At 71.6% G+C, this 25,942-nt stretch carries 20 protein-coding genes; 14 read left to right on the top strand and 6 right to left on the bottom strand.

Annotated features, from left to right (window positions below; genetic code table 11):
- Positions 1-4: 4 nt before the first annotated feature.
- Positions 5-1,000 (top strand): DNA-3-methyladenine glycosylase 2 family protein, encoded by a 996-nt coding sequence (locus ABZV77_RS28875; RefSeq protein WP_356262800.1) that lies wholly within the window; start codon positions 5-7, stop codon positions 998-1,000.
- Between the two features lie 230 nt (positions 1,001-1,230).
- Here the strand turns inward: ABZV77_RS28875 and ABZV77_RS28870 are convergent, their stop codons facing one another.
- From ABZV77_RS28870 to ABZV77_RS28860, 3 genes are read right to left on the bottom strand one after another with little or no spacing between them, the layout of a single operon-like run.
- Positions 1,231-2,553, bottom strand: coding sequence for a coenzyme F420-0:L-glutamate ligase (locus ABZV77_RS28870; RefSeq protein ID WP_356262797.1), 1,323 nt, complete (start codon positions 2,551-2,553; stop codon positions 1,231-1,233).
- Positions 2,550-3,506 (bottom strand): 2-phospho-L-lactate transferase, encoded by a 957-nt coding sequence (gene cofD, locus ABZV77_RS28865; protein WP_356262794.1) that lies wholly within the window; start codon positions 3,504-3,506, stop codon positions 2,550-2,552. The genes ABZV77_RS28870 and cofD overlap by 4 nt, the downstream gene beginning before the upstream one ends.
- 34 nt (positions 3,507-3,540) lie before the next feature.
- Positions 3,541-4,056, bottom strand: coding sequence for a cysteine dioxygenase family protein (locus tag ABZV77_RS28860; protein WP_356262791.1), 516 nt, complete (start codon positions 4,054-4,056; stop codon positions 3,541-3,543).
- A gap of 663 nt (positions 4,057-4,719) precedes the next feature.
- On the opposite strand from ABZV77_RS28860, the gene ABZV77_RS28855 reads away from it, so the two are divergent.
- The 3 genes from ABZV77_RS28855 (at position 4,720) to ABZV77_RS28845 (ending at position 10,458) form a co-directional block, all read left to right on the top strand.
- Entirely contained in the window at positions 4,720-4,983 is a 264-nt protein-coding gene (locus ABZV77_RS28855) for a WhiB family transcriptional regulator (protein ID WP_016642094.1), read from the top strand.
- Positions 4,984-5,191: 208 nt separating this feature from the next.
- Positions 5,192-8,965 (top strand): glycosyltransferase family 2 protein, encoded by a 3,774-nt coding sequence (locus ABZV77_RS28850; RefSeq protein ID WP_356262788.1) that lies wholly within the window; start codon positions 5,192-5,194, stop codon positions 8,963-8,965.
- Positions 8,962-10,458 carry a DUF5719 family protein gene (locus tag ABZV77_RS28845; protein WP_356262785.1) on the top strand — a complete coding sequence of 499 codons (1,497 nt, stop codon included), beginning with the start codon at positions 8,962-8,964 and terminating at the stop codon, positions 10,456-10,458. The genes ABZV77_RS28850 and ABZV77_RS28845 overlap by 4 nt, the downstream gene beginning before the upstream one ends.
- Before the next feature lie 61 nt (positions 10,459-10,519).
- On the opposite strand, the gene ABZV77_RS28840 is transcribed toward ABZV77_RS28845, so the two are convergent.
- Positions 10,520-10,972 (bottom strand): metallopeptidase family protein, encoded by a 453-nt coding sequence (locus ABZV77_RS28840; RefSeq protein WP_356262783.1) that lies wholly within the window; start codon positions 10,970-10,972, stop codon positions 10,520-10,522.
- Between the two features lie 310 nt (positions 10,973-11,282).
- On the opposite strand from ABZV77_RS28840, the gene ABZV77_RS28835 reads away from it, so the two are divergent.
- From ABZV77_RS28835 to ABZV77_RS28805, 7 genes are all read left to right on the top strand, one after another.
- Positions 11,283-11,657 (top strand): DUF3499 domain-containing protein, encoded by a 375-nt coding sequence (locus ABZV77_RS28835; RefSeq protein ID WP_356262780.1) that lies wholly within the window; start codon positions 11,283-11,285, stop codon positions 11,655-11,657.
- 122 nt (positions 11,658-11,779) lie between these two features.
- Positions 11,780-13,396 carry an L-lactate permease gene (locus tag ABZV77_RS28830; protein ID WP_356262777.1) on the top strand — a complete coding sequence of 539 codons (1,617 nt, stop codon included), beginning with the start codon at positions 11,780-11,782 and terminating at the stop codon, positions 13,394-13,396.
- A gap of 155 nt (positions 13,397-13,551) precedes the next feature.
- On the top strand, positions 13,552-14,916 hold the full coding sequence (locus ABZV77_RS28825; RefSeq protein WP_356262774.1) for a phosphomannomutase/phosphoglucomutase: 1,365 nt from the start codon (positions 13,552-13,554) through the stop codon (positions 14,914-14,916).
- Positions 14,917-15,106: 190 nt separating this feature from the next.
- Entirely contained in the window at positions 15,107-15,283 is a 177-nt protein-coding gene (locus ABZV77_RS28820) for a Trm112 family protein (protein ID WP_150168621.1), read from the top strand.
- A 66-nt stretch (positions 15,284-15,349) separates the two neighbouring features.
- A complete protein-coding gene (locus ABZV77_RS28815; protein ID WP_356262771.1) occupies positions 15,350-16,549 on the top strand; it encodes an SIS domain-containing protein in 1,200 nt (399 codons plus the stop codon).
- 65 nt (positions 16,550-16,614) lie between these two features.
- Positions 16,615-17,766 (top strand): mannose-6-phosphate isomerase, class I, encoded by a 1,152-nt coding sequence (gene manA, locus ABZV77_RS28810; RefSeq protein ID WP_356262768.1) that lies wholly within the window; start codon positions 16,615-16,617, stop codon positions 17,764-17,766.
- Positions 17,767-17,873: 107 nt separating this feature from the next.
- Positions 17,874-18,833 carry a cation transporter gene (locus ABZV77_RS28805; RefSeq protein ID WP_356262765.1) on the top strand — a complete coding sequence of 320 codons (960 nt, stop codon included), beginning with the start codon at positions 17,874-17,876 and terminating at the stop codon, positions 18,831-18,833.
- Positions 18,834-18,920: 87 nt separating this feature from the next.
- Here the strand turns inward: ABZV77_RS28805 and ABZV77_RS28800 are convergent, their stop codons facing one another.
- A complete protein-coding gene (locus tag ABZV77_RS28800; protein WP_356262762.1) occupies positions 18,921-21,011 on the bottom strand; it encodes a fructose-specific PTS transporter subunit EIIC in 2,091 nt (696 codons plus the stop codon).
- A 359-nt stretch (positions 21,012-21,370) separates the two neighbouring features.
- Here ABZV77_RS28800 and ahcY point away from each other — a divergent pair, with 359 nt between their 5' ends.
- Positions 21,371-22,825 carry an adenosylhomocysteinase gene (gene ahcY / locus ABZV77_RS28795; protein WP_356262759.1) on the top strand — a complete coding sequence of 485 codons (1,455 nt, stop codon included), beginning with the start codon at positions 21,371-21,373 and terminating at the stop codon, positions 22,823-22,825.
- A gap of 146 nt (positions 22,826-22,971) precedes the next feature.
- On the top strand, positions 22,972-23,586 hold the full coding sequence (locus ABZV77_RS28790) for a hypothetical protein (protein WP_356262758.1): 615 nt from the start codon (positions 22,972-22,974) through the stop codon (positions 23,584-23,586).
- 26 nt (positions 23,587-23,612) lie between these two features.
- On the opposite strand, the gene ABZV77_RS28785 is transcribed toward ABZV77_RS28790, so the two are convergent.
- Positions 23,613-24,539, bottom strand: coding sequence for an RDD family protein (locus ABZV77_RS28785; protein WP_356262755.1), 927 nt, complete (start codon positions 24,537-24,539; stop codon positions 23,613-23,615).
- Between the two features lie 88 nt (positions 24,540-24,627).
- Here ABZV77_RS28785 and ABZV77_RS28780 point away from each other — a divergent pair, with 88 nt between their 5' ends.
- Positions 24,628-25,635: a stage II sporulation protein M gene (locus ABZV77_RS28780; protein ID WP_356262752.1), complete on the top strand. Its 1,008-nt coding sequence runs from the start codon at positions 24,628-24,630 to the stop codon at positions 25,633-25,635.
- The last annotated feature ends 307 nt before the right edge of the window (positions 25,636-25,942 follow it).

The raw sequence follows: 25,942 nt of genomic DNA, 5'->3' as shown, positions 1-25,942 counted from the left end.
ACAGATGTCGTCCCGTTTCGCCCCGCGTCCCACACGCACCACCGTGCGCGGGGGCGAGACGGCCGTGCCCGAGGGCGTCCCGCGCCAGTCGACCGCGGCGCTGTCCCGCACCTGGCAGCCGCCCTTCCCGCTGGACCTGGGCCTGACCCTGGGCCCGCTGCGCCGCGGCCCGGCGGACCCCACGTTCCGTACGACGCCGGACGGCTCGGTCTGGCGCGCGAGCCGCACGCCGCAGGGCGCGGGCACCCTCAGGGTCGCCGCGCGCGGCGGTTCGGTGGAGGCGGAGGCGTGGGGCCCGGGCGCGGCCTGGCTCCTCGACCAACTGCCCGCGCTCCTGGGCGAGTCGGACGACCCCGCTCTTTTCACCCCGCGCCACAGCCTGGTCGCCGCGACGGCCCACCGCCGCCCGGGCCTGCGGCTGACCCGTACGGGCCTGGTCCTGGAATCCCTGATCCCGTCGATTCTGGAGCAGAAGATCACGACGGAGGAGGCCTACCGGGCCTGGCGCCTCCTGGTCCGCAAGTACGGCGAGCAGGCCCCCGGCCCCGCACTCCACATGTGTGTGATGCCGGACCCGCGCACCTGGTCCCTCATCCCCTCCTGGGAGTGGCACAAGGCGGGCGTCGACAACAAGCGGGCGTCCACGATCCTGCGCGCGGTGGCCCGGGCGGCCCGCCTGGAGGAAGCGGCGTCGATGGACCCCCCTCAGGCCCAGGCCCGCCTGGAACTCATCCCCGGCATCGGCCCCTGGACCTCGGCGGAAACGGTCCAGCGCAGCAACGGCGCCCCCGACGCGGTGACGCTCGGCGACGTCCACCTCCCAGGCATCATCGGCCACGCCCTGGCGAACAACAGAGACGCGAACGACTCCGAAATGCTGACCCTCCTGACCCCCTACGAGGGCCAACGCCACAGAGCCACCCGCCTGATCCTCCTGAGCGGCAGAACCCCACCCCGAAGAACCCCCAAAATGCGAAAAACAAACATCGCCACTTGGTAACCCCAGCCGCGCCGACGCGAAGTCAGGCGCACGGTGCCAGGGGTCGCGCTGCTAGGGGGTTGCGATGTTAGGGGGCGCGGTGTCAGGGGCGCGGGAAACATGTCAGGGGCGCGGGGAACTGCGCAAAAAAACCCACGGCGCTCCCCCTGACAACGAACCCCGGCCGAGACCGATCAGGGGCGCGGGGAACTGCGCAACACCCCCCAAGGCCCCCGGCCAGCTAACGCCAGCTACCGCACGGCGAAGAAGTCCTCCACCACCCGCCCACCCCGCGACGCAGCCTCACGAACCGGATGTCCCACAGCCACCGCCCCCATCGGATCCCAGGACCCCGGCAACCCCAGAACCTCCCGCACCACATCCCGACAGAACATCGTCGACGAAACCCACGCGGACCCGAGCCGCTCCCCGGCCAACGCGACCAGGAAGTTCTGCACCCCCGCCCCCATCGCGACGACGAACATCTCGCGCTCGGCCGCATCCCGCCGCGCGTCCCCGTACGTGTGGGAGCCGTCCGTCACCAGACAGGGCACCACCAGATAGGGCGCCTTGCGCAGCACGTCCCCGCGCCGCACCCGCTTGGCGACGGACTCCTCGGACTTCCCGTCCCGCCGCAGATCGGCGATCCACGCGTCCCGCATCGCGTCGAGCAGCTCGACCCGGGACGCGGCGGACTCCAGGAGCACGAAGCGCCACGGCGTCGTGTGGTGCGGCGCGGGTGCGGTGATCGCCGCGGCCACGGCCCGCCGCACCGCGCCCGGGTCGACCTCCTCGTCCGTGAACTCCCGGACGGTCCGCCGCCCCGTCACCGCTTCCCGTACCGCCTCGGACGTACCGAGCCGGAACATGTCGTCGCGCGCATTGCGCACCAACGCCCGGGCTCCTGCATCGGCCCCCTCATCGGAACCGTCCCCCGCCCCCGCCACCACGCCCGGCAGCCCCCGTACCACCGCGACCGGCAGCCCCGCGGCCTTGCCCTTCACGAGGTCGCCCGCGGCGGCGAGTTCGTCCGCGGTGGCGACGACGGTCGCGCTGAGCGGATTGCCGTACGCGTCCTGGCCGCCCCGCAGGTCGTCGAGGACCCGCACGCCCGCGGCCCCGATGGCGACGTCGGTGAGCCCGGCCCGCCAGGGCCGCCCGAACGTGTCGGTGACGAGGACGCCCACGTCGACACCGAGCGCGTCCCGCAGCCCGTCGCGCACCGCGCGGGCCGACGCGTCGGGGTCGGTGGGCAGCAGCAGAATGGTTCCCGCGGGAGTGTTGGACGCGTCGACCCCGGCCGCGGCCATCACGAGCCCCTGCCGGTTCTCGACGATGCGCAGGGTCCCGCGGCGCGCCACGACCCGTACGGTCTCGGCGTCGATGGCCGCCTCGCGGTCCGCCGCCTCGACGATCCGGCCCTCGGCCTTGCTGACGATCTTGGAGGTGACCAGCACGACGTCACCGTCGGCGAGCCCCGGCTCGGCGGCCGCGATCAGCTTGGCGAGGTCGTCGCCCGCCCGCACCTCGGGCAGTCCGGGCACGGCCCAGACGCTGTACGACGGTGGTGTCACGCGCGGACCTCCGAGGCCAGCGCGAGGGCTTCGCGCGCCATCTGTGCGGTGGTGTCGAGGTCGCTCATCATCAGCGGCACGGCCCGGCACCGGATCCCGGCGCTCTCCACCTGCTCGACCACGCCCGCGTCGACGCTGTCGACGAGCCAGCCGTCGAGCAGACCGCTTCCGTAGTGCTCGGCGACGGCGGCGGCGCTGGTCTCCACGCCGACGGCGGCGAGCATCTTGTCGGCCATGCCCCGCACGGGGGAGTCGCCGACGATGGGGGAGAGGCCGACCACGGGCACGCCCGCGTCGGCGATGGCCTCGCGGATGCCGGGCACGGCGAGGATGGTGCCGACGCTGACGACCGGGTTGGACGGCGGGAAGAGCACGATGTCGGCCTCGGCGATGGCCTCCAGGACGCCGGGCGCGGGCTTGGCCTGCTCGGCGCCGACGGGCACCACGGCGTGCGCGTCCACGGAGGCGCGGAGCCGCACCCAGTACTCCTGGAAGTGCACGGCTTTCTGCTCGCCGTCCACGGTGACGGCGACGTGCGTCTCGATGCGGTCGTCCGACATGGGGATGAGCCGCACCCCGGGCTGCCACCGCTCGCACAGCGCCTCCGTGACGGCGCTGAGCGGATATCCGGCGCCCAGCATCTGCGTCCGCACGATGTGCGTGGCGAAGTCGCGGTCGCCGAGCCCGAACCACTCGGGCCCGACGCCGTAGGCCGCGAGCTCTTCCTTGACCTTGAACGTCTCGTCCGTACGCCCCCAGCCCTGTTCTTCGTTGATGCCGCCGCCGAGCGTGTACATCACGGTGTCCAGGTCGGGGCAGACCTTCAGCCCGAACAGGTGAATGTCGTCACCGGTGTTGCCGATGACCGTGATGTCCGCGTCGGGCGCGGCCTTCTTGAGCCCGCGGAGGAAACGGGCGCCGCCGATGCCGCCGGCCAGAACAACAATGCGCATAACCACCAGCATGTCAGGCGGGTACGACACCGTGTCAGGCGGTTACGACATCCTCCGCGATGTCCGGCGTGACGGCGGCGGCGCACTGGGCCGAGTGCATCGGCATCTCGGTGAGGCCGGGGTAGTAGACGTGCAGGCTGACGGCGGGTTCGAGGGAGTCGTTGACGACTTCGTGGACGTACCCCGGCGCGAAGACGCGTTGCGCGCCCGCGCCGAGCGCCCGTGTACCCCGGTCCGTGCGCTCGGTCAGCTCGCCCTCCAGGAGGGTGAGGACGCCGGAGGAGCGCCCGTGGTCGTGCAGCCCGCTGCCCTGACCCGGCACCCAGGAGAGCAGCCACACCTCGTAGCCGGGTCCTGTCGTGAGGCGGTGGTACCAGCGGCTGGTGGCGTCGTACTGGACGAGGTGCTCCCACTGGGAGCGGTCGGCGGCGATGGTGCGGGCGAGGCCGACGAACTCGGCCACCGTGGCCGGGTGCTCGCGGGCGGGCTGCAGGAGGTGCGGGACTTCGAGGATGTCGCCGGCGATCTGGAGGTCGCTGTCGCTGTTCATCGTGCGGTGGTTCCTCAACGTAAGAGTGCTGGGATCTCGCGAAGGAAGGTGGAGCGCAGAGAGCGGGTGCCGGACCGCGGAGGCCCGGGAGGACGCGAAAGAAGTGAAGCGGGGAAAGCGGCTCGACAGCTGGAGAAACTCAACAGCTGGAGCAGGAACAGCAACAGCGCGCGTGGGCAGCACCGATGGACCCGCTGGTGCGGGTCATCGAAAGAGCCAGGTTCGCGAGCATGCCCACCAGGACAGCGTCTTACACCTTCGGTGTCAACTCAATGTCCACTATGTGGAATATGTTTCACCTCATCCGGTTGTTCTGTCAGGCGAAAGGTTTGTGCAGATGCCGCTCCGGACACATCGCGCAGCAACCGGCACTCAAACATCGACGTCTTTCTCCGTGAGGCCCGACCGGCTCAAGTTCGACTGGGATCACGTTTCAGGGGAACGCGTTTGCGGGGTGCCGGACGGGCTGCCGAACGGTGTCATGGTTTAGGCCGATTTGAACACTTTCCGCACAGCCTTGGTTCCGCAGAGTGAATAAGGGGCCCAATAGCAGATCTCGGCTTGACTGGCCCGGATCAGCACACTTGTAATTTCACTCGTGTCGTTCAGCCGAAATCGGTAACGGCCGCACCACGGGGACGCACAGACAGACGAGGGGCGCACATGACCGAGCTGGTTCAGGAACTGCTGGTCGAGGACGCGGACGAGGAACTCGGCTGGCAGGAGCGCGCACTGTGCGCCCAGACCGACCCCGAGTCCTTCTTCCCCGAGAAGGGCGGCTCCACGCGTGAGGCCAAGAAAGTCTGCCTCGCCTGCGAAGTCCGTTCCGAATGCCTTGAGTATGCACTCGCGAACGACGAACGATTTGGTATCTGGGGCGGCTTGTCGGAGCGCGAACGCCGCCGGCTGAAGAAGGCCGCGGTCTGAAAACCCCGACGGCATGCCCCGGCCGGCCGATCCGGCACACATATCCCTCAAACAATGCGCAACGAACGGCCCGTCGCCCAAGGGTTATCCACAGGCGGCGGGCCGTTCCGGTGCCAGCCGTTAGTGTGGGGCCCCGTCCGAGACGCCCCGGCGCCCCCGCAGGGCGCAGGCGTCCACCGCAGTCCATCGAACCGGGGCCCGTACCTCGATGTCCGTGCACAGCCATTCGGCAGCCCACCAAGAGGCCGCCGCCGCCGGGTTCGACCCGACCCACCCGCCCGCGTTCCCGCGGCACGTCGTGACCGCCGTCCTCGTCACCCACGACGGAGCCCGCTGGCTGCCCGACGCCCTGGCAGGCCTCCTCGGCCAGGAGCGCCCCGTGCAGAGCGCCGTGGCCGCGGACACCGGCAGCGCGGACGACTCCGCCCGCCTGGTCACCGAAGCCCTCGGCGCCGACCGCGTGCTGCACCTCGCCCGCCGCTCCGGCTTCGGCACCGCCGTCGACGAGGCCGTCCGCACCGCCCCGGTGCTCACCCCCGAAGAGCTGCCGTATCTGAAGCGCCCCAGCGGCTGGGACCCGGTGAGCCGCACCTGGCGCGACGATGCGTACGACATGCCGGACCTGCCGCACGGCGAGCCCGTGCAGTGGCTCTGGCTGCTGCACGACGACTGCGCGCCCGACCCCGACGCCCTCACCGAAATGCTCCGCGTCGTGGAGAACGAACGGGAGCTCGGCAAGGACGTGGCCGTGGTCGGCCCCAAGCTCCGCGGCTGGTACGACCGCAGGCAACTCCTCGAAGTCGGCGTCTCCATCGCCAACAGCGGCCGCCGCTGGACCGGCCTCGACCGGCGCGAGCAGGACCAGGGCCAGCACGACCACGTGCGGCCCGTCCTCTCCGTGTCCACCGCGGGCATGCTGATCCGCCGGGATGTCTACGAACAGCTGGGCGGCTTCGACCGCCGCCTGCCGCTGATGCGTGACGACGTCGACCTGTGCTGGCGCGCGCACGCCGCGGGCCACCGCGTCCTCGTCGCCCCCGACGCCGTCGTCCGGCACGCCGAGGCCTCCTCGCGCGAGCGCCGCACCGTCGACTGCGTCGGCCGCACGGCGACGTCACCGCACCGCGTCGACAAGGCCGGCGCCACATACACCCTGCTCGTCAACGCCCGCACGGCCGTGCTCCCCTGGGTGCTCTTCCGAGTCGTCGTCGGCACGCTCCTGCGCACCGTCGCCTACCTCGTCGGCAAGGCACCCGTGCAGGCCATCGACGAGGTCGCCGGTCTGCTCGCCACCCTGCTGCGGCCCGGACGCATCCTCGGCGCCCGCAAACAGCGCGGCAAGCCCGTGCCGGACGCGGGCGAGATGCGGCCCCTCTTCCCGCCGCCGGGCGCCACCGTGCGCGCCACCGTCGAACAGGCCGCGGGCAGCCTCGTCGGCCGCAACGACACCGAAGCCCCCGCAGGCGCGGGCCGGCACGGCGTCGTCGAGTCGGGACCCGGCGGCGACGACGCCGACTTCCTGCAGATCGAGCAGTTCGCCCGCCTCAAGCGCATCGCCCGCAAACCGGGACCGATGCTCTTCGTAGTGCTCCTCTTCGCCTCCCTCATCGCCTGCCGCGCGCTGCTCGGCTCCGGAGCGCTCGCGGGCGGCGCACTGCTGCCCGCACCCGCCGACTCCTCGGACCTGTGGGCGCGCTATCTGGACGGCTGGCACCCCGTCGGCACCGGCGGCACCCAGGGCGCACCGCCCTACGTCGCGCTCGTCGCGGGCCTGTCCACGCTCTTCTTCGGCTCCACCGGACTTGCGGTCACGGTGCTGCTCGTCGGCTCCGTCCCCCTGGCGGGCTTCGCCGCGTACTTCGCCTCGCGCCCGCTCGTCACCTCGCGCCTGCTGCGCGCCTGGGCCTCGGTGGCGTACGCCTTCCTGCCCGCCGCCACCGGCGCCCTCGCGGGCGGCCGCATCGGCACCGCCGTCCTCGCCGTCCTGCTGCCGCTCATCGCGCGCGCGGGCATCGCGGCGAGCGGCCTCGGCTCCCCGCGCGGCACCCGCGGCACCTGGCGCGCCACCTGGGCGTACACCCTGCTCCTGACCCTCGCCACGGCCTTCACGCCGATCGTCTGGCCGATCGCCCTGGTGCTGGGCCTCGCCCTCCTCGTGGTCCGCCGCGGCGACATCACGGCCTACGGGCTGCGCTTCCTCGCCGCACTCGGCACCCCGCTGCTCGTCCTCGCCCCGTGGTCCCTGACGCTGCTGCCCTTCGGCTTCTTCACGGAAGCGGGCCTGGAGTTCGGCTCCGGCTCCGCCTCCGCCACCGACCTGCTCGGTGCCAGCCCCGGCGGCCCCGGCACCGTGGACGGCCTGCTGCTCATCGGCATCGTCCTCGCCGCGCTCGGCGCCCTGCTGCGCAGTGAGCGGCAGCTCGCGGTCCGCACCGCCTGGGCCGTCGCCCTGGTCTCGCTGGTCTTCGCCGTCCTGTCGAACGGCTCGGCCTGGGCAGGCCCCGCCACCCTCGGCTACGGCATCGCGCTCCTGGCCGCCGCCGCGCTCGGCGCCGACGGCGCACGCGCGCGGGTCGCCGAGCAGAGCTTCGGCTGGCGCCAGCCGGTGGCCGCGCTCATCGCGTTCGCCGCGGCCGCCGGACCGCTGCTCGTCGCCGCGGGCTGGATGATCGGCGGCGCCGACGGCCCGCTGGAGCGCCGCGACCCCGTGCAGGTGCCCGCCTTCGTCGCGGAGGAGAGCGGCACCGAGGACCAGGCCCGCACCCTCGTCCTCGGCAGCGAATCCGACGCCCAGGTCTCGTACTCGCTCGTGCGCGGCTCGGGCGCCCGGCTCGGCGACGCGGAACTCGCCTCGGCGGCCGCCGACGACGAGCGCCTCGACAAGATCGTCGCCCGCCTGGTCGCGGGCTCCGGCGCCGACCAGGCCGACCAGCTCGGTGGCTACGCAGTGCGATACGTGCTCGTACGCGACGGAGCCCCCCGCCAGATGAGCCGCACCCTGGACGCGACCCCGGGCCTGACCCGGCTCAGCCAGGAGGACGGCAGCGCCCTGTGGCGCGTGGACCGGCAGGTGGCGCGGGCCGCCATCGTCCACAGGACGGGCGACCCGGAACCCGTCGCGGCAGGCCCCGTCGAGCTCCACACGAAGATCGAATCCGGTGACGCGGGCCGCGTCCTGCGGCTCTCCGACTCGGCCGACCCGGGCTGGACGGCGACCCTCGACGGCCGCCTGCTGCCCCGCACCACGGTCGACGGCTGGGCCCAGGGCTTCGAACTGCCCACCGCGGGCGGCCGCCTGGACGTCACCTACGACGCCTCGATGACCCACAGCGCCTGGCTGTGGGCGCAGGGCGCGCTCGCCCTCGTCCTCGTGGTGATGGCCCTCCCGGGCCGCCGCCGCGACGTCGACGACGACCTCCCCGACGAGCCCGTCATCCCGGCCCAGGCGGTCGAGGGCGAGGGCCGCAGGGCGCGCAGGCTGCGGGCCCAGAGCGAGCAGGCCGCGCAGGAGGCGGGCCAGGACGTACCGCCTCCTCCTTCGGAGGAGGCATTCGCCGCGGTCCCGCAGCAGCAGTCCCAGCCCCAGTCCCCTTCTCAGCCCCAGTCCTATGACGAGGGTTGGCAGGCGTCCGCCCACGAGGGCGCCGGGCAGGATGCGTACGACGCGGGACAGCAGTACCAAGGCGGGCAGTACCCGGGCGGGCAGGCCCCGGCCGGGACCTATGAGCAGCCGTCGTACCAGCAGGACGCCTATCAGAACGGCGGCCAGTACGACCCGTACGCGTCCTACGGAGGCGCGGGCGGTGTCTACGGAGAGCAGCAGCAGTACGGCCAGTCCTTCGACGCCTCGTACGACGCCTCCTACGAAGCGTCGTACGACCGGCAGCAGCACCAGGACCAGCAGCAGCCCCCGATGCCGCCGCTGCCCCCGCAACCGCCCCACGGCACCGACAGCGAGCGCCCCGACGGGAGCCAGCAGTGAACCGCCCCACCCAGTCCCTGATCGCCGTGGTCGTCGCGCTCGGCGCCGTCACCGGGTTCGCCGCGTTCGGCGGCTCGGACCGTACGGACGACGACGGGGCCAAGGCCGCGACGCGGCTGCCCGTAGAGCGCACCAGCCTGCTCTGCCCGGTGCCCAGCTCCTCCGACCTGGCCGAGACCTCGTACACCGCGTTCACGCCCAAGGCGAGCGGCGCGGAGGCCGAGTCCAAGGGCAAGGCGGAACTGCTCCCCGTGAGCAAGGCGCTGACCGATGCGGCCAAGGAGAAGGACAAGAAGGCCAAGCCCTTCCTGACCCAGAAGGCGCCGGGCGAGCCGGTCGCGGGCGAGGAGTCCGGCGCGGAGTCGCCCGCGCTCATCGGCACGGCCGACGGCAGGCTCGCTCCCGGCTGGACCGTGCAGCAGACCACCACGTACGCGGCGGGCAGCGGCCGTGGCATGCACGGCGCCAACTGCACCGCGCCCGACACGGACTTCTGGTTCCCCGGCGCGAGCACCGCCAAGGACCGCAGCGACTACATCCACCTGACGAACCCGGACGACTCCGCCGCCGTCGTCGACGTGCAGCTCTACGGCCCCGACGGCGAGGTCACGTCCGCGGTGGGCGACTCCATCCAGGTCCAGCCGCACTCCAGCGTCCCGGTGCTGCTGTCCACGCTCGCCGACAAGCAGCAGACGAACCTCACCATGCACGTGACCGCGCGCAGCGGCCGGGTCGCGGCCGCCGTGCAGTCCTCCGACGAGAAGCTGGGCGGCGACTGGCTGCCCGCCGCCGCGGACCCCGCGGACAGCCTCGTCCTGCCCGGCATCCCCAAGGACGCCACCTCGGTCCGCCTGGTGGCCTATGCGCCGGGCTCCGACGACGCCGACCTGAAGGTCCAGCTGGCCTCGCCGACCGGCACCATCACCCCGGCAGGGAACGAGAGCCTCCAGGTCAAGTCCGGCATGACGGCCGCCGTCGACCTCGGCGACGTCACCAAGGGCGAGGCCGGTTCGCTGCTCCTGACGCCGACGGACAGGTCGGTGCCCGTGGTGGCGGCGCTGCGCGTCACCCGCGGCAAGGGAAGCAAGCAGGAGACGGCGTTCATCCCGGCGACCCCCGCGGTCGGCGCCCGCGCGACGGTCGCCGACAACCGCGCCAAGGGCTCCACGCTCGCGCTGGTCGCCCCGGGCAAGTCGGCGAAGGTGAAGGTCACGGCGTCGGCAGGGACCGAGGGCGGCTCACCGGCCGGCAAGACGTACACGGTCAAGGGCGGCACGACCCTGGAGATCGCGGACCCGCCGGTGCCCGCGGGGCTCAAGGGCGCCTATGCCCTCACGGTGGAGCGGGTGTCGGGCGGCCCGGTCCACGGCTCGCGGATGCTGTCCGTGCCCGAGGAGGGCGTCCCGATGTTCACCATCCAGACGCTGCCGGACGACCGGGGGACGGTGGAGGTGCCGAAGGCGGAGCGGGATCTGGCGGTGCTGCAGAAGTGAGGGCGCCGCGGCAGTGATCACGCTGCCGTAGTGGCTCTGCCCGCGCGCGTGGGGCGTCGGTTCACTCCTCGTCCCCGTAGCGCGGGTCCACCGACTCCGGGGAGAGACCGAGCAGTTCCGCGACCTGCTCGACGACCACCTCGTGCACGAGGTGCGCACGCTCGTCGCGCCCCTTGGTGCGGATCTCGACGGGGCGACGGTAGATGATCACCCGCGCGGGCTGCCCCTCGGCCGCCTGGACCGTGCCGCCGAGCGGCACCACCTCGTCCTGCCAGTCCGCATCGGGCCCGCCGAGGGGCGGCACCTCCAGCACCACGAACTCGATCTCGGCGAGCTGCGGCCAGCGCCGCTCCAGACGCTCCACGGAGTCCTGCACGAGGTCGGTGAAGGCCTCGCCGCGGCTGCTGGAGAGCGGGACCTGAGGCGGTGCGACGGGGCCGCGCATGCCTCTGCCGTGGCGGTCGCGTCGGCGGGGCCTCGGGTCTGCTGAGCGGGGCTGTACGGGGTCGTCCATCACTGACGAAGAGTAGTCCCCGAGATCGCCCTTTCCGCGCGGTGCGCGGCATGTCGCTTCCGGACCGTTCCGGCCGGGCTCGGACTCAATTCCGCATCTCTCCTGGACCGTCGATCTCGCGCCGAATGACGTGATCCCAGCCATGTGGTGACCGGATTCAATACCACCCGCCCCTGTGGTCACTGGTGTCTCTGCAGGTCACAGCCGTGCCCGGGGGAGGCCTCGACACGCGGGCCCGCGCACGACACGGTGGGGTGACCTCGGGGAGAGTCGTCGCGGCCCGCTCAAGAGTGCGGTACCGTCCAACGCTGTGAGCCCTGTACGTCGCTGTTCGCGCACCGCTTGCGGCCGTCCCGCCGTCGCGACGCTGACGTACGTCTACGCCGACTCGACCGCGGTCCTCGGCCCCCTCGCCACCTACGCCGAACCCCACTGCTACGACCTGTGCGCCGAGCACTCCGAGCGCCTCACCGCCCCCCGCGGCTGGGAGGTCGTCCGGCTCGCCGACGCCTCGGGTCCCGCCCGCCCGTCCGGCGACGACCTCGAAGCGCTCGCCAACGCCGTGCGCGAGGCGGCCCGCCCGCAGCAGCGCACGGCAGAGGCCGGTGGCGGCGCCCGCAGGGCCGACCCGATGGAGGTCGCGCGACGCGGTCACCTCAGGGTGCTGCGCTCACCGGATTCCTGAGCTCCGTCAGCTGCGCTCACCGGATTCCCGAGCCCCTTCACTGGATCTTCGCCGTCCGCCTCGTTGACGCGCGTTCGCCCACGCACTGACGATTTCGCCACCCCACAGCCGGGAGGCGTCCTGTGTTCGTGCAGCAACTGGAGCCCGTGGCCGACTCGCTCGGCCTGTCCGCACTCGTCGCGACCCTGCCCCTCCTGACCGTCCTCGTCCTCCTCGGCGTTGTCCGCATGAAGGCCCACAGGGCGGGACTCATCGGCCTCACCGTGGCCGTCCTGGTCGCCTGGCTCGCGTACGGCATGCCGCTCGGCCAGACCGCGTCCAGCGCCGCCCAAGGCGCCCTCTTCGGGCTCTTCCCCATCCTGTGGATCGTCGTCAACGCCCTGTGGGTGTACCGCATGACGGTCCGCACCCGGCACTTCGACATCCTGCGCCGCTCCTTCGGCAGGCTCTCCGACGACCCCCGCATCCAGGCGCTCGTCGTCGCGTTCTGCTTCGGCGCGCTCCTGGAGGCGCTCGCGGGCTTCGGAGCGCCCGTCGCGATCAGCGCGGTCATGCTCGTCGCGCTCGGCTTCGACCCGGTGCGCGCCGCGGTCGTCGCCCTCGTCGCCAACACCGCGCCCGTGGCCTTCGGAGCCATGGGCACCCCCGTGGTGACGCTGGCCCAGGTGACGGGGATCCCGCTCGACACCGTCGCCACGGTCGTCGGCCGCCAGACACCGCTGCTCGCCCTGGTCGTACCACTCCTCCTGGTGGTGCTCGTGGACGGGCGGCGCGGCCTCCGCGAGACCTGGGTGCCCGCCCTGGCCTGCGGATTCGCCTTCGCCGCCGCGCAGTTCGCGGCATCCAACTTCGTCTCCGCGCAACTCGCCGACATCGGCGCGGCCCTGGCGGGCGCGGGCGCGCTGATGGCCGTGCCGCAGGCGCGCAGGCCCGCCGCCGAGCCCGTCCGTGCCGCGGTCCTCACCGGCGCCCGCAGCGAAGACCTCGACCAGGACGACCCGCGCCCCGAAGTGCTGCGCGCCTACGCCCCGTACGCCCTGATCGTCGCCATCTTCTCGCTCGCCCAGATCCCGGCCGTCAAGGACTTCCTGGCCAAGGCGACGCGCACCTTCGACTGGCCCTTCCTGAACGTCGCCGACCCCTCGGGGAAGCCGGTCGGCGGCAACGTCTTCTCGATGCCGCTCGTCTCCACCGGCGGGACGCTGGTGCTGCTCGCGGGCGTGGGGACCGCCGCCATCATCGGGGTGCACGCGCGCGTGGCGGTGCGGGAATGGGTCGCCACCGTCCACGAACTGCGCTTCGCGATCCTCACGGTGACCTCCGTGCTGGCTCTCGCGTACGTCATGAACCTCTCCGGACAGGCCGCCACGATCGGGCACTACGTAGCCGCCGCGGGCGCGGGACTCGCCTTCCTGTCACCGGTGCTCGGCTGGTTCGGCGTCGCGGTGTCCGGCTCCGACACCTCGGCCAACGCGCTCTTCGGCGCCCTCCAGGTGACAGCGGCCGAACAGTCCGGGCTCTCGCCCGAACTCCTCGCCGCCGCCAACAGCTCCGGCGGCGTCCTCGGCAAGATGATCTCCCCGCAGAACCTGACGATCGCGTGCGCCGCCGTCGGACTCGCGGGCAAGGAAGGCGACCTGCTGCGCAAGGTGCTGCCGTGGAGCCTCGGCCTGCTCCTCGTGATGTGTCTGATCGTGGTGGGGCAGAGCACGGCGGTGCTCGGCTGGATGCTGCCGTGAGCCGTCTTCGTCTTCGGCTTCGGCTTCGGTCTTCCGAGGCGTGAGACGTGTGTGGCCGGTGCCCGGCCCGCTGTCGGCTCCAGCGGGTAGTTTTGTGCTGCGCGGTGGACTCGCCGTACGCGCTGAACTCGCAGAACCTGCAGAGAGGGTTGGCCGTGACTGCTGATCTGTCCCAGATCGTGAAGGCGTACGACGTCCGCGGGGTGGTCCCAGACCAGTGGGACGAGTCGCTCGCCGAGCTGTTCGGGGCGGCCTTCGCGCAGATCACGGCGGCGGACGCCATCGTCGTCGGGCACGACATGCGGCCCTCGTCGCCCGGCCTCTCGCGGGCCTTCGCACGCGGTGCGGCCGCGCGCGGCGTCGACGTCACGGAGATCGGCCTCTGCTCGACCGACCAGCTGTACTACGCGTCGGGCGCGCTGAACCTGCCGGGCGCCATGTTCACGGCCTCGCACAACCCCGCCCAGTACAACGGCATCAAGATGTGCCGCGCGGGCGCCGCCCCGGTCGGCCAGGACACCGGCCTCGCGGAGATCCGCACCCTGGTCGAGGGCTGGAGCGCGTCCGGCGCCCCCGAGTCCGCGGCGACCGCGGGCACCCTCACCCGGCGCGACACCCTCACCGACTACGCGGCGCACCTGCGCGGCCTCGTCGACCTGACCGCCATCCGCCCCCTCAAGGTCGTCGTCGACGCGGGCAACGGCATGGGCGGGCACACGGTCCCCACCGTCTTCGAGGGCCTGCCCCTGGACGTCGTGCCCATGTACTTCGAGCTCGACGGCACCTTCCCCAACCACGAGGCCAACCCCCTGGACCCGGCCAACATCGTGGACCTCCAGGCGCGGGTGCGCGAGGAGGGCGCCGACCTCGGCATCGCCTTCGACGGCGACGCGGACCGCTGCTTCGTCGTCGACGAGAACGGCGACCCGGTCTCCCCGTCCGCCGTCACCGCTCTGGTCGCCTCCCGCGAGCTCGCCCGCCACGGCGGCAAGGGCACGGTCATCCACAACCTCATCACCTCCTGGTCGGTCCCGGAGGTCGTGAAGGAGAACGGCGGCACGCCCGTGCGCACGCGCGTGGGCCACTCCTTCATCAAGGAGGAGATGGCCAAGACCGGCGCGATCTTCGGCGGCGAACACTCCGCGCACTACTACTTCAAGGACTTCTGGAACGCGGACACGGGCATGCTCGCCGCCCTCCACGTCCTCGCGGCCCTCGGCGGCCAGGACGGCCCGCTCTCCGCCCTCGTCGCCCAGTACGACCGCTACGCGGGCTCCGGCGAGATCAACTCCACGGTCGAGGACCAGAGCACCCGCCTCGCCGCGATCAGGACGGCGCACGCCGACCAGGACGGCGTGACCCTCGACGAGCTCGACGGCCTCACCGTGACCGCCGCGGACTGGTGGTTCAACGTACGCGCGTCGAACACCGAGCCCCTCCTGCGCCTGAACGTGGAGGCACGCGACGAGGCGACGATGGCCAAGGTGCGGGACGAGGCCCTGGCGATCATCCGCGCCTGAGGGCCGCACGGGGTCCCGCGCACGGCGCCCCTGCGCCCCCGCAGGCCCCCCGCGCCCCGCCCCGCACGGAGGTAGGCTGACCAGGCCGCATCCTGCGCGGCGGCGGCGCGGTTCCCGGCGGATCACCGCGTGCGAACGCCCCGTCGCAGCAGCGCACCACCCACCGCATCCTTTCGAAGGGACCCACCCCATGCCGCTCGAAGCCGGCCTCCTGGAGATCCTCGCCTGCCCGGCCTGCCACGCTCCCCTCAAGGAGACGGAGACCGAGCTGGTCTGCACGGCGGACGCCAAGGAGTGCGGCCTTGCCTACCCGCTCCGCGACGGCATCCCCGTCCTCCTGGTCGACGAGGCACGCCGCCCCGCGTAGCGCCGACCGCCCGGCACGACCCGGCACCCGCAGGAAGCCGCGCACCGCGATCGGAGACCTGACCCCATGCTCGACGAGTCGCTGCTCGACGACCCCGAGGCGCTCGCCCGCGCCGACCGCCGCGGCCTGCTCCGCGGCGCGGCGGAGGCAGGCGCCCGCGTCCGCACCGCGGTCCGGCACGCCGCGGAGGCAGGGCTGACGGAGCTCAAGCCCGACGGCCGCCCGCGCGCCGTCCTCATCGCGGGTCCTGGCACCGCCGCAGGCTGCGTCGCCGACCTCCTCGACGGGCTCGTGGGCTCCGGCTGCCCCGTCGTCCGCCTCGCCCCGACCGGCGTCGCACCCGCCGCCGGAGCCCTGCGCTGGGCGCTGCCCGGCTGGGTCGGCCCCGTCGACCTGCTGCTCATCGCCACCCCTGACGGCACCGAGCCCGGCCTCTCGCTCCTCGCCGAGCAGGCCTACCGCCGCGGCTGCACCGTCGTCGCGGTCGCCCCCGCGCGCACCCCCCTGGCCGAGAGCGTGACGGGCAGCCACGGCCTCACCGTCCCCATGGCGACCTCGCCCTACGGCGCGTACGAAGGCGCGCACGACGAGGCCGCCCGCGACTCCGCCTCGTACGAGGCACGCCGCGTCGAGGACGAGGCCGCGCCCGGCGCCCCCGGCACCCTGTGGGCCCTCCTCGTCCCGCTGCTCGTGCTCCTCGACCGCACCGGCCTGGTCACCGCCCCCGTCGACGCCCTGCAGAAGGTCGCCGACCGCCTCGACCACGTCGCGGAACGCTGCGGGCCCGCCATCGCGACGTACAGCAATCCCGCCAAGACCCTCGCCGCCGAGCTCACCGACGCGCTCCCGCTGATCTGGACCGAGGGGCAGTCCGCGGGGGCGGCAGGACGCCGCTTCGCCGCCATCCTCGTCGAGCTCGCCGGGCACGCCGCGCTTGCCGCCGAACTGCCCGAGGCGCTCCCCGCGCACGGCGCCGTCCTCGCCGGAAACCCGACGGGCGGCGACGACACCGACGACTTCTTCCGCGACCGCGTCGACGACCGGGCCGCCCTCCGCGCGCGCGTGGTGCTGCTCCGCGACCGTCCCGCGGACGCCGGAGGCCTCACCGCGGCCCCCGCCGCCCGCGAGCTGGCGAACGGCCACGACGTCGCGCTCAGCGAGCTGGAGCCGGAGACCGGCGACGAACTGGAAGCCCTCGCGGAGCTGATCGCCGTCACGGATTTCGCCGCCGTTTACCTGGCGCTCGCCCCCGGGGACGGATCATGACCCTCGCGCCGGTCACCGCCGCACGTCAGCACTCGCGTACGCAGTAAGTAAGGGAGAGCCCCTCCGTGGACCGCCTCACCAACACCATCCGCCCCTACGCCTGGGGCTCCACCACCGCCATCGCGGAGCTCATCGGCGCCGAACCGACCGGCGAACCGCAGGCCGAGATGTGGATGGGCGCCCACCCGGGCGCACCCTCGCGCACCGAGCGCGGCGCACTGAACGAGGTCATCGACGCGGACCCGGAGCGCGAGCTCGGCAAGGACGCGGCCGCCAAGTTCGGCCCGCGCCTGCCCTTCCTCCTCAAGATCCTCGCCGCGGGCGCCCCGCTCTCCCTCCAGGTGCACCCCGACCTCGCGCAGGCGAAGGAGGGTTACGCGGACGAGGAGCGCCGCGGCGTCCCGATCGATGCCGCGAACCGCAACTACAAGGACGCCAACCACAAGCCCGAACTGATCTGCGCCCTCACGCCGTTCGACGGCCTGTGCGGCTTCCGCCCGCCCGCCGAGACCGCGGACCTCCTGGAGGCCCTGGCGGTCGACTCCCTCAAGCCGTACGTCGACCTGCTGCGCGCCCAGCCCCAAGAGGCCGCCCTGCGCGAGGTCCTGACGGCCGTACTGACCGCCGACCGCGAGCAGATGGCCGAGACGGTCACGGAGGTCACGGCCGCCGCCCAGCGCCTCGGCGGAGCGTACGAGCCGTACGCGGGCATCGCCCACCACTACCCCGGCGACCCCGGCGTCATCGCGGCCATGCTCCTCAACTTCGTCCGACTGCAGCCCGGCGAGGCCCTGTTCCTCGGCGCCGGTGTCCCGCACGCCTACCTCGACGGCCTCGGCGTCGAGATCATGGCCAACAGCGACAACGTCCTGCGCTGCGGCCTGACCCCCAAGCACGTCGACGTCCCCGAACTCCTGCGCATCGTCCGCTTCGAGGCGACCGACCCCGGTGTGCTGCGCCCCGAGGCGTCCCCCGACGGCGAGGAGGTCTACGACACCCCGATCGACGAGTTCCGCCTCTCCCGCTTCGTCCTGCCCGAAGGCACCGCCCCGCACGACCTCACCGCCGCCACCCCGCAGATCCTGCTCTGCACGGCGGGCGCGGTCCGCGCCGGTGAACTCGCCCTGACGCCCGGCCGGTCCGTATTCGTCCCTGCGGGTGAAAAGGCCGAAGTGTCCGGGGACGGCACGGTTTTCCGGGCCACTGTGGTGGCCTGACACACCACCGCCCTCCCGTGCTGCAACAATGACCCACCGCAAAGGCAGGGCAAAGCACTGCCCCGGCAGGGTCGATACGTACGAAGGCGAAGGGACACCCCGCACTCATGAGCGCGTCAGGCGGAACAAAGGCGATCGTCGCGGCACTCGCCGCGAACCTCGCGATCGCGGTGGCGAAGTTCGTCGCGTTCATCTTCAGCGGCTCGTCCTCGATGCTCGCCGAGAGCGTCCACTCGCTCGCCGACTCCGGCAACCAGGGCCTGCTGCTCCTCGGCGGCAAGAAGGCCCAGCGCGAGGCGACCCCGCAACACCCGTTCGGCTACGGCCGCGAGCGCTACATCTACGCCTTCCTCGTCTCGATCGTCCTCTTCTCGGTCGGCGGCATGTTCGCGATCTACGAGGGCTACGAGAAGATCAAGCACCCGCACGAGCTGGAGCACTGGTACTGGCCCGTCGGGGTCCTGGTGTTCGCGATCATCGCGGAGAGCTTCTCCTTCCGTACCGCCATCAAGGAGTCCAACCAGACGCGCGGCGGCCTCAGCTGGGCGCAGTTCGTCCGCCGCGCCAAGGCCCCCGAGCTGCCGGTCGTCCTCCTGGAGGACCTCGGCGCGCTCGTCGGCCTGGTCCTCGCCCTCGGCGGCGTCGGCCTCGCCCTGGCCACCGGCGACGGCGTCTGGGACGGCATCGGCACGCTCTGCATCGGTGTCCTGCTCATCCTGATCGCGATCATCCTGGCCGCGGAGACCAAGTCCCTGCTGCTCGGCGAGGCCGCGGGCACGGAAGAGGTCAACAAGATCGAGGAGGCCCTGGTCGACGGCGACACCGTCACCAAGGTCATCCACATGCGCACGCTCCACCTCGGCCCCGAGGAACTGCTCGTCGCCGCCAAGGTCGCCGTCCAGCACGACGACACGGCCGCCGAGGTCGCCGCCGCGATCAACGCCGCGGAGGAGCGCATCCGCGCCGCGGTCCCGATCGCCCGCGTGATCTACCTGGAGCCGGACATCTACAGCGAGTCGGCGGCAGCCGCGGGCCAGAACCCGGCGAAGGCACCCGGCGGCCACTGAGCCCGGCGCGCTGCGCTCGTACGTCGATGGGGCCCCGCACCATGCTCGGTGCGGGGCCCCATCGACGTATCCGGGAAGACCCGACCGCTACTGGACCTCACGCAGCACGTCGAGGATCGCGGCGTCGTCCGGCGCCGCGACGAGCCGCTCCCGGAAGCCCGTGTCCATGAGCTTGCGCGAAAGCAGCGCGAGGATCCGCAGGTGCTCGTCGCCCGCGGCCGCCTCCGGCACGGAGATCATGAAGATCAGCTTGGCCTTCGTACCGTCGAGCGCGCCCCACTCGATGCCCTCCGCCGACCGCGCGAACCCGACGATCGGCGAATCCACGGCGTCGGTCTTGGCGTGCGGGATGGCGATCTCCTCGCCGAGCCCGGTGGTGCCCTGCGCCTCGCGCCGCAGCGCGGTCCGCACCAGCTCCTCGACGTCGTTGACCTTGCCGGTGGCGGCGAGCAGCGCGGCCATCTCCCGGATGGCCGCCTCCTTGTCGCCCGCGGCCAGCTGGACCTGCACGGTCTCCCGGGTGAGATAGCCGGAGAGGACCTCACCGGCCTGCTCCGGCGCGGGGGAGGCGGCGGCGGGAGCCGTGGGCTGCTTCTGCAGGGACCCGGCGGCGACGGCCGCGCCGCCCGCGGTCGCCCCGACCCCGGCGAGCACCGGCTCGGGACCGCCGAGCCCGCCCGGCGCGTCGACCAGGGGAGCCCCGCGCCGCTTGCGCTCGGTCAGGTCGACCAGCGTCACGGTCGTGAGCGCCGTGACGACCGAACCGATGGCGATGGCCACGAAGAACATCGGCACACCGCCGACCGCACCGAGGATCGCCACGATCGGCCCGCCGTGCGGCACCGCGTCCTTCACGCTCGCCATGCCCGCGATGGCACCGGCGACGGCGCCGCCGAGCATGTTGGCGGGGATGACCTGCGCGGGCCGCGCGGCGGCGAACGGAATGGCGCCCTCGGAGATCCCGAAGAAGCCCATGAAGAGCGAGGCGAGCCCGGTCTCCCGTTCCTGCTCGCTGTAGAGCCGCTTGCGGATCAGCGTCGCGAGACCCTGCCCGAGCGGCATGACCGGGATGGCCGCGGCGCACATGCCCATGACGGTCTGGTTGCCGGTCGCGATGAGCCCCGCGCCGAACAGGAAGGCGGTCTTGTTGACGGGGCCGCCCATGTCGAAGGCGATCATCAGCCCGAGAATCGCGCCGAGCAGGATCGCGCTGGTCCCCGTCATGCCGCTGAGCCAGCTGGTCAGATGCTCGAAGACCCACGAGATCGGCTTTCCGATGACGTAGATGAAGAACAGACCGAGCGCCGTCGTCGCGATGATCGGAATCACGATGATCGGCATGATCGGCTGGACGAACTTCGGAACCTTGACCTTCTTGATCCACAACACCAGATAACCGGCCAGGAAGCCGGTCACGATGGCGCCGATGAAGCCCGCGCCCGCCTTGGAGTCGTACAGCTCACCGGTGTTGGCGATCCAGCCGCCGATCATGCCCGGCACCAATGCGGGCCGGTCGCCGATCGCGTACGCGATGTATCCCGAGAGGATCGGCACCATCAGCGTGAACCCGATGGTCCCGATCTGATTGACGTGCATCCAGAACGAGTCGTCGGGGATGACGAGCCCGCCCTTGGGGTCGGTGTGCCCGCCGAGCGACAGCGAGATGGCGATCAGCAGACCGCCGACCACCACGAACGGAATCATGTACGAGACGCCGTTCATCAGCGCCTTGTACGCGACGCTGCGCTCCCGGCCGCCGCCACCTCCGCCGCTGCCCGTCGAGGCACCCTCGGCGGAGCCACCGCCCGCGCCACCGCCGTGCACGGGCGCGCTCCGCACCTGCTCGATGAGCTGCTCGGGACGGCTGATGCCCTCGGAGACGCCGACGGACAGCACCCGCTTTCCGGCGAACCGGGAGCGGTCCACGTCCTTGTCGGCTGCGATGATGATGCCGTCGGCTTCTCTGACATCGTTGTCAGTCAAGACGTTCTCGGCCCCGATGGAGCCCTGGGTCTCCACCTTCATGTCGACACCGAGGCTCTCCGCGGCCTGCGAGAGCTTCTCCGCCGCCATGTACGTGTGAGCGATACCGGTCGGACAGGCGGTCACGGCGAGCAGCTTGAGCTTCTTCTGCCCGCTGCTGCCCCCGCCTATGGGGGGATCGGCCGGACTGGTCACGTGGATCTCCTAACGCCTTTGCCGAACAAGATCGCGCAAATGTTCCCGATCTCAAGGCATCCTGCAACACATAAGCGCAGGATCAAAAGCGCAAAGGTCCCATATCGTCCGGGTCTGACGGCCTATTCGCCAGTCATCACGTGCCGGAAGGCGGGCTGGGGCTTGCTGGGCCAATCGGTGTAGCTTGGAGACCGAGCCAGACGTCGCTGCTGATGGCGGTCGGGCGGTCCGCGCACGGACTGTCCGAGGGAGAGAGGGCCTCCGACGGACTGCGCTGCGCGCGTCGGTGCACCCGTGCATCCCAACGCCGCAGGTCAGCCATGTCCACCCTCGATCGATCCACGAGGAGCAGCTCACTCATGACTCTCACCAACGGCAAGGACTTCAAGGTCGCCGACCTCTCCCTGGCGGCCTTCGGCCGTAAGGAGATCACCCTGGCCGAGCACGAGATGCCCGGTCTGATGTCGATCCGCAAGGAGTTCGCGGCCGCGCAGCCGCTGGCCGGCGCCCGCATCATGGGCTCGCTGCACATGACCGTGCAGACCGCCGTCCTCATCGAGACCCTGGTCGCCCTGGGCGCCGAGGTCCGCTGGGTGTCCTGCAACATCTTCTCCACCCAGGACCACGCGGCCGCCGCCATCGCGGTCGGCCCGAACGGCACCCCGGAGGACCCGCAGGGCATTCCGGTCTTCGCCTGGAAGGGCGAGAGCCTGGAGGAGTACTGGTGGTGCACGGAGCAGGCGCTGACCTGGCCGAACACCCCCACCGGCGGCCCGAACATGATCCTGGACGACGGCGGCGACGCCACCCTCCTGGTGCACAAGGGCGTCGAGTACGAGAAGGCCGGTAAGGTCCCCGCGGTCGAGACGGCCGAGAACGACGAGCACCGCGTCATCCTGCAGCTCCTCAACCGCACCATCACCGAGGGCTCGCAGAAGTGGACCCAGCTCGCCTCGGAGATCCGCGGCGTGACCGAGGAGACCACCACCGGCGTCCACCGTCTCTACGAGATGCACCGCGACGGTTCGCTCCTCTTCCCGGCGATCAACGTGAACGACGCCGTCACCAAGTCGAAGTTCGACAACAAGTACGGCTGCCGGCACTCGCTGATCGACGGCATCAACCGCGCCACCGACGTCCTCATCGGCGGCAAGACGGCCGTCGTCCTCGGCTACGGCGATGTGGGCAAGGGCTGTGCGGAGTCCCTGCGCGGCCAGGGCGCCCGCGTGATCATCACGGAGATCGACCCGATCTGCGCGCTGCAGGCGGCGATGGACGGCTACCAGGTCACCACGCTCGACGAGGTCGTCGACAAGGCCGACATCTTCGTCACCACGACCGGCAACAAGGACATCATCATGGCCGCGGACATGGCCAAGATGAAGCACCAGGCGATCGTGGGCAACATCGGCCACTTCGACAACGAGATCGACATGGCCGGTCTCGCGCAGATCGAGGGCATCGTCAAGGACGAGGTCAAGCCGCAGGTCCACACCTGGACGCACCCGGACGGCAAGGTGCTGATCGTGCTGTCCGAGGGCCGCCTGCTGAACCTGGGCAACGCGACGGGCCACCCGTCCTTCGTGATGTCCAACTCGTTCGCGGACCAGACGCTGGCCCAGATCGAGCTGTTCACCAAGCAGGAGGAGTACCCGACCGGCGTCTATGTGCTGCCCAAGCACCTGGACGAGAAGGTCGCGCGCCTGCACCTGGACTCGCTGGGCGTGAAGCTGACGACGCTGAGCGCGGAGCAGGCCGCCTACATCGGCGTCGAGGTCGAGGGTCCCTTCAAGCCGGACCACTACCGCTACTGACGGCCCACCGGCCGCCGGTCAGCACGCACCACTTCAGCAGGCCCTCGCCCCAGCGGCGGGGGCCTGCCCCTTTGCGCCGACGAGACTCACCTGACTCACGAAACGCACGAGACTCACGCCAGGAACAGGACCGAGGACCGAGACCCATGCCCCGCGGCCGATATTCGCTCCATGATCCACACGATCACACCCCCCTCGGTGAAGAACACTTCCACTGCGCACCCGGCCCCTCCGGCTGGCGCTACGTCTCCCAACGAACCACCCCTTCAGGCACCCCCGCAGGCTCCGTCGACCTCGCACTCGACGCCCGCGGCCGCCCCATCCGCCTCGAACTCCACGCGGGCGACTGGCAGGTCCGCGCAGGTGCCCTCAACGGCGTCACCTGGGTCCGCACCGACCCCACAGGCGCTCACGCCACCGAAGAGAACGCCCCCGCCCACGCCTTCACCGGCACATCCCCCGCCTTCCTCGTCGCGACGGCCAGGCTCCTGAGCCTCACCCCCGCGTCCCCCGCGACCCGTCTCCGCCTGGTCGCCTTCACGGACCCGGTCCTCGCCCCCCGCACCCTCGACCAGTCCTGGGCCCTGCTGAAAAGCGAAGCACACGCCACTGACAACGGCCCCCTGACCGTCGACGAATACCAGGTCACAGCCCTGGATACCGGTGAACAGCACGCCGTCCACATCGCCGGCGACGTCGTCCTCGCGGCCCCGGGAATCGAGCTGGAACACCTCGAAACCCCACCGTCGACGTTCACCTGACGCCACGCCACGCCACGGCACTCCGCTCAGGCAGGCGGCGCGAACCCCGTGGCCGGAGGAGCCTCGTCCCCACCAGACCCACCAGACCCACCAGACCCACCAGACCCACTGGGCCTTGTGGGACCAACGGGATCAGCGGGCCTAACGGGACCAGCGGGATAGGCACCAGCCACAGGCCCGTAACCAGAGCCGCCTTCATAGCCATGGCCACCAAATGCACGCCGAGCGTCCCGGGCCTGCCGCTCGTGCACCACAGCAGCGAGATACGCGGCCGGTGGAACCCCGTGCGGTGCAGGCGCCCCGGTCCGCTCCACCAGATCACCCGCGAGCCGCTCGGCCATCGTCCAGCCCACTTGCGGATCCAGCTGCCCCATGCGCGTGAGGTACTGGCGGATCGCCAACCACAGCCCCTCGGGCACCCCGGACAGATCCAGCTCGGCGAACCGCCCGACGAGCCAGGGCGGCGGGGGAGGAACGGCCGCGGCCCGTCCCGCAGGCACCCGTTCACGTACGACCAGCGTCCCCGCGAACACGTCCCCGAGCCGCCGCCCACGCGCCGACACCAAGGAGGCGATGCACGCGACGACCCCGAACGTCATCAGGATCTCGACGACCCCGACGGCCCCCCGCACCAGCGCGTGCCGGAACCGGATCGGCCCGCCGTCGTCCCGCACCACCCGCAGCCCGCACGCCAGCTTCCCGAGCGACCGCCCATGGCTGAGGGTCTCCACCGCTATGGGGACCCCGATCAGCACGAGGACGAAGCCCGCGACCGCGACCGCGGCAGCCGCGGCATCGTCCAACGAAGAAGTCGAGGCGATGACCGCGAAGGTCACCACCAGATACACCGTCCATGCTGCGGCCAGGTCGATCAGCACGGCCAGCGCCCGGCTCGGCAGCTTCGCGGGCCGCAGCTCCAGCGCCACCGCCTCGCCCGTCACAAGCTCACTCACGCCCGCCACCCTTCCCTGCCCTGCCGTAGGACTGGCCAGTCTGCCAAGCTGAACAATCACGCGCCGCAGTACGAGGAGCAGTCTTCCGATGGACCTCGACGTCTTCGTGTCCGCCCACCGAGCCGAGTGGGACCGACTGGACGCCCTGCTGCGCCGTCGGCGCCGCCTCTCCGGAGCCGAGGCCGACGAACTCGTCGCCCTCTACCAACGCACCGCCACCCACCTCTCCCTGATCCAGTCCACGGCCCCGGACCCACAGCTCACCGGACGCCTGACGCACCTGGTGGCCCGCGCGCGCAGCGCCGTCACCGGTACGCGACGGGCCTCCTGGCGGGACGTGACCCGCTTCCTGACACACGGTTTCCCCGCGGCGGTCTACCGATCCCGTCGCTGGTGGATCCCCACGGCCCTGCTCTCGACGGTCCTGGCGGCGGTCATCGGCTGGTGGATCGCTACCCACCCCGAAGTGCAGTCCACGATCGCCGCCCCCAGTGAGCTCCGGGAGATGACCCGCCCGGGGGGCGAGTACGAGACGTACTACTCCAGTCATCCCGCGGCGTCGTTCGCCGCCCAGGTGTGGACGAACAACGCCCAGGCAGCCGCGATGTGCCTCGTCCTGGGAGCCTTCCTCTGCTTCCCGGTCATCTGGATCCTCTTCCAGAACATGCTCAACCTCGGTGTCGGCATCGGCCTGATGTCCTCGGCCGACCGTCTCGACACCTTCCTCGGCCTGGTCCTGCCGCACGGCCTCCTGGAGCTGACCGCGGTCTTCGTCGCGGCGGGAACGGGCCTACGTCTCGGCTGGACCGTCATCGACCCGGGACCCCGCACGCGCCGAACCGCCCTGGCGGAAGAGGGCCGCTCGGCCCTCGGCATGGCCATCGGCCTGGCCCTGGTCCTCTTCGTCTCGGGCGCCATCGAAGGCTTCGTGACCCCCTCGGGCCTCCCGACGTGGGCCCGCATCGCCATCGGAATCGGCGCCGAGCTGGCCTTCCTTGTGTACGTCTACGTGCTGGGCGGAAGGGCCGCCCGTGCAGGTGAGACCGGCGACCTCGACAGGGACGAACGCAGCGCTTCCGTCCCTCTCGCAGCGTGATGTGCATGCGCCGCATCTGACCTGCTAGTCTCCTCATCGCGCCGGAAAAACCGTTGACACGGAAGGACCGGGGAGGTAGATTCGAACAGTTGCCTAGAACTGGACAAGTCCAGTGGCGGCGGTTAGAGTCTGCCTGCTTCTTGAATCTCATCTCGCAAGAAGCCGCACCGAATTATTCGGAATCTGAAGCCGGTAAGACCGGCCAAGAACTTCTGATAAAGTCGGAACCGCCGGAAAGGGAAACGCGAAAGCCGAAAGGCCGGAGCGGGAACCGGAAAGGCACCGAGGAAGTCGGACACGAAAGAGT

It is taken from the genome of Streptomyces sp. NPDC004732 (genome assembly GCF_040609235.1).
Lineage (GTDB): Bacteria > Actinomycetota > Actinomycetes > Streptomycetales > Streptomycetaceae > Streptomyces.
Note: the sequence above shows the minus strand (reverse complement) of the source record. Positions and strands in the feature narration are given on the sequence as shown.

What these genes read in the sequence shown, in the direction of transcription:
- ABZV77_RS28790 (WP_356262758.1), top strand. Translation starts at nt 22,972, where the DNA reads ATGCCCCGCGGCCGATATTCGCTCCATGATCCACACGATCACACCCCC.
- ABZV77_RS28855 (WP_016642094.1), top strand. Translation starts at nt 4,720, where the DNA reads ATGACCGAGCTGGTTCAGGAACTGCTGGTCGAGGACGCGGACGAGGAA.
- ABZV77_RS28815 (WP_356262771.1), top strand. Translation starts at nt 15,350, where the DNA reads ATGCTCGACGAGTCGCTGCTCGACGACCCCGAGGCGCTCGCCCGCGCC.
- cofD (WP_356262794.1), bottom strand. Translation starts at nt 3,506, where the DNA reads ATGCGCATTGTTGTTCTGGCCGGCGGCATCGGCGGCGCCCGTTTCCTC.
- ABZV77_RS28860 (WP_356262791.1), bottom strand. Translation starts at nt 4,056, where the DNA reads ATGAACAGCGACAGCGACCTCCAGATCGCCGGCGACATCCTCGAAGTC.
- ABZV77_RS28850 (WP_356262788.1), top strand. Translation starts at nt 5,192, where the DNA reads ATGTCCGTGCACAGCCATTCGGCAGCCCACCAAGAGGCCGCCGCCGCC.
- ABZV77_RS28840 (WP_356262783.1), bottom strand. Translation starts at nt 10,972, where the DNA reads ATGGACGACCCCGTACAGCCCCGCTCAGCAGACCCGAGGCCCCGCCGA.
- ABZV77_RS28820 (WP_150168621.1), top strand. Translation starts at nt 15,107, where the DNA reads ATGCCGCTCGAAGCCGGCCTCCTGGAGATCCTCGCCTGCCCGGCCTGC.
- ABZV77_RS28875 (WP_356262800.1), top strand. Translation starts at nt 5, where the DNA reads ATGTCGTCCCGTTTCGCCCCGCGTCCCACACGCACCACCGTGCGCGGG.
- ahcY (WP_356262759.1), top strand. Translation starts at nt 21,371, where the DNA reads ATGACTCTCACCAACGGCAAGGACTTCAAGGTCGCCGACCTCTCCCTG.
- ABZV77_RS28780 (WP_356262752.1), top strand. Translation starts at nt 24,628, where the DNA reads ATGGACCTCGACGTCTTCGTGTCCGCCCACCGAGCCGAGTGGGACCGA.
- ABZV77_RS28805 (WP_356262765.1), top strand. Translation starts at nt 17,874, where the DNA reads ATGAGCGCGTCAGGCGGAACAAAGGCGATCGTCGCGGCACTCGCCGCG.